The organism is Daejeonella sp. H1SJ63, assembly GCF_029360775.1.
Classification (GTDB): domain Bacteria; phylum Bacteroidota; class Bacteroidia; order Sphingobacteriales; family Sphingobacteriaceae; genus Daejeonella.
Genome location: NZ_JARKMZ010000044.1, coordinates 1 through 3231, shown reverse-complemented (window position 1 = coordinate 3231; position 3231 = coordinate 1). Strand labels below are relative to the sequence as shown.

Here is a 3231-nt window from a genome sequence, read left to right as displayed (position 1 = left end):
GGGGGTCAACGGTTCGAATCCGTTATTCTCCACATTCCATTTGCTCATTAGCACATTTGCTAATTTGCTAATTTGGAAAACGTTCTTTGACATATTGGAAAAAAGTAATTGAAAGAGAAGACAACAGTAGAGACGTGTTGAGCTATTTCAGTAATAGGTATTGTATATTAAGTCGTAAGATAAGGTATCTCAATACTGACTACTCAATACTCAATACTATCAAAAAAGCATTCTGACTGAGCAAAAGGCAGTCAGAAGAAGAAAGTAAGAAAGGGCACACGGGGGATGCCTAGGCTCTCAGAGGCGATGAAAGACGTGATAAGCTGCGATAAGCTTCGGGGATTAGCAAATATGAATTGATCCGAAGATTTCTGAATGGGGAAACCTAACTACTTGAAGAGTAGTTGCAATAATGCGCAAACCCGCTGAACTGAAACATCTAAGTAAGCGGAGGAAGAGAAAACAATAGTGATTTCCTGAGTAGTGGCGAGCGAAAGGGAAAGAGCCCAAACCGGCTATGTTACGGCATAACCGGGGTTGTAGGACTACGACGTGGTATATTAAAGTGAAGTGGAATGGCTTGGGAAAGCCAATCATAGAGGGTGAGAATCCCGTACACGTAAGCGATAATAACCTAGTAGGATCCTGAGTACCGCGAGGTCGGAGACGCCTTGTGGGAATCTAGCGGCACCATCCGCTAAGGCTAAATACTCCTGAGAGACCGATAGTGAACTAGTACCGTGAGGGAAAGGTGAAAAGAACCGCGAATAGCGGAGTGAAATAGAACCTGAAACCGTGTGCTTACAAGCGGTCGGAGCAGACTTGTTCTGTGACGGCGTGCCTTTTGCATAATGAGCCTACGAGTTACTCCTCTCTGGCAAGGTTAAGTGATTAAGTCACGAAGCCGAAGCGAAAGCGAGTCTGAATAGGGCGTATAGTCAGAGGGGGTAGACGCGAAACCTTGTGATCTACCCATGACCAGGTTGAAGGTGCGGTAACACGTACTGGAGGACCGAACCGATAAACGTTGAAAAGTTTCCGGATGAGTTGTGGGTAGGGGTGAAAGGCTAATCAAACTGGGAAATAGCTCGTACTCCCCGAAATGTTTTTAGGAACAGCGTCGGCATTAAGTTTCATAGAGGTAGAGCTACTAATTGGGTGCGGGGGAGTCAAATCCTACCAAATCCAGATAAACTCCGAATGCTAATGAAATATGGCCGGCAGTGAGGCGCGGGGTGCTAAGGTCACGCGCCGAGAGGGAAAGAACCCAGACCATCAGCTAAGGTCCCCAAGTATACGCTAAGTTGAACTAACGAGGTCCGATTGCATAGACAGCTAGGATGTTGGCTTGGAAGCAGCCATTCATTTAAAGAGTGCGTAACAGCTCACTAGTCGAGCGATCGGGCATGGATAATAAACGGGCATTAAGTGTATCACCGAAGCTATGGTCCTGAATTTAATTCAGGAGGTAGGGGAGCATTCTAACATCAGTGAAGCTACACGCGTCAGCGGTGGTGGAGAGGTTAGAAAAGCAAATGTAGGCATAAGTAACGATAAGGCGGGAGAGAAACCCGCCCACCGAAAGACTAAGGTTTCCTGATCAACGTTAATCGGATCAGGGTTAGTCGGGGCCTAAGGTGTACCCGAAGGGGGAAGCCGATGGACAATGGGTTAATATTCCCATACTTTTTATAACTGCGATGTGGTGACGGAGTAGTGACACTGCCGCGATCTGACGGAATAGATCGTTAAAAGGCGTAGGTATTGGACTGGTAGGCAAATCCGCCGGTCTAGCTGAAACCCAATAGTACTGCAAACCTTCGGGGGCGCAGATAGAGCAGGTAAACAGACTTCCAAGAAAACCCGCTAAGCTTCAGGTTATAAAAACCCGTACCGTAAACCGACACAGGTAGTCGAGGAGAGAATCCTAAGGTGCTCGAGTGAATCATGGCTAAGGAACTCGGCAAAATGGCCCTGTAACTTCGGGAGAAGGGGCGCTGGTAGCAATATCAGCCGCAGTGAAAAGGCCCAGGCGACTGTTTAACAAAAACACATGGCTTTGCAAAATCGAAAGATGAAGTATAAGGCCTGACACCTGCCCGGTGCTGGAAGGTTAAGAGGGGATGTTAGTCGCAAGGCGAAGCATTGAATCGAAGCCCCAGTAAACGGCGGCCGTAACTATAACGGTCCTAAGGTAGCGAAATTCCTTGTCGGGTAAGTTCCGACCTGCACGAATGGTGTAACGATCTGGGCGCTGTCTCAGCCATGAGCTCGGTGAAATTGTGGTATCGGTGAAGACGCCGGTTACCCGCAACGGGACGGAAAGACCCCATGCACCTTCACTACAACTTAACATTGATATTGGATACAGGATGTGTAGGATAGGTGGGAGTTAGTGAAGCGGCTTCGCCAGGAGTCGTGGAAACAACCTTGAAATACCACCCTTTCTGTATACGGTGTCTAATCCGGCTAAGCCGGAGACATTGTTTGGTGGGTAGTTTGACTGGGGTGGTCGCCTCCAAAAGAGTAACGGAGGCTTTCAAAGGTAAGCTCAGTACGCTTGGTAACCGTACGGGGAGTGCAATAGCATAAGCTTGCTTGACAGTGAGACCTACAAGTCGATCTGGGTCGAAAGACGGATATAGTGATCCGGCGGTTCTGCATGGAAGGGCCGTCGCTCAAAGGATAAAAGGTACGCTGGGGATAACAGGCTGATCTCCCCCAAGAGCTCATATCGACGGGGAGGTTTGGCACCTCGATGTCGGCTCGTCACATCCTGGGGCTGGAGAAGGTCCCAAGGGTTCGGCTGTTCGCCGATTAAAGTGGCACGCGAGCTGGGTTCAGAACGTCGCGAGACAGTTCGGTCCCTATCTGTTGTGGGCGTTGGAAGTTTGAGTGGGGCTGTCCTTAGTACGAGAGGACCGGGATGGACAAACCTCTAGTGAATCTGTTATGGCGCCAGCTGTACTGCAGAGTAGCTACGTTTGGAATAGATAAGCGCTGAAAGCATCTAAGTGCGAAACTAGCCACAAGATGAGACTTCCATTGAGGGTCGTAGAAGATGACTACGTTGATAGGTTACAGGTGTAAAGGTGGTGACATCATAGCCGAGTAATACTAATTGCCCGAAGCTTTCTTCGTACACCATTTTAATGGCTGTACAAGGCAGATAGACTACTACGATGTAGTAGCTAAAATATATTGTTGTTTTCTTATTCAAGTACTTTTTTC

At 48.2% G+C, this 3231-nt stretch carries 1 rRNA gene; it reads left to right on the top strand.

What is annotated here, in order from left to right:
- The first annotated feature begins 257 nt into the window (after window positions 1-257).
- A 23S ribosomal RNA gene (locus P2W72_RS15635) occupies window positions 258-3141 on the top strand.
- Window positions 3142-3231 lie beyond the last annotated feature (90 nt).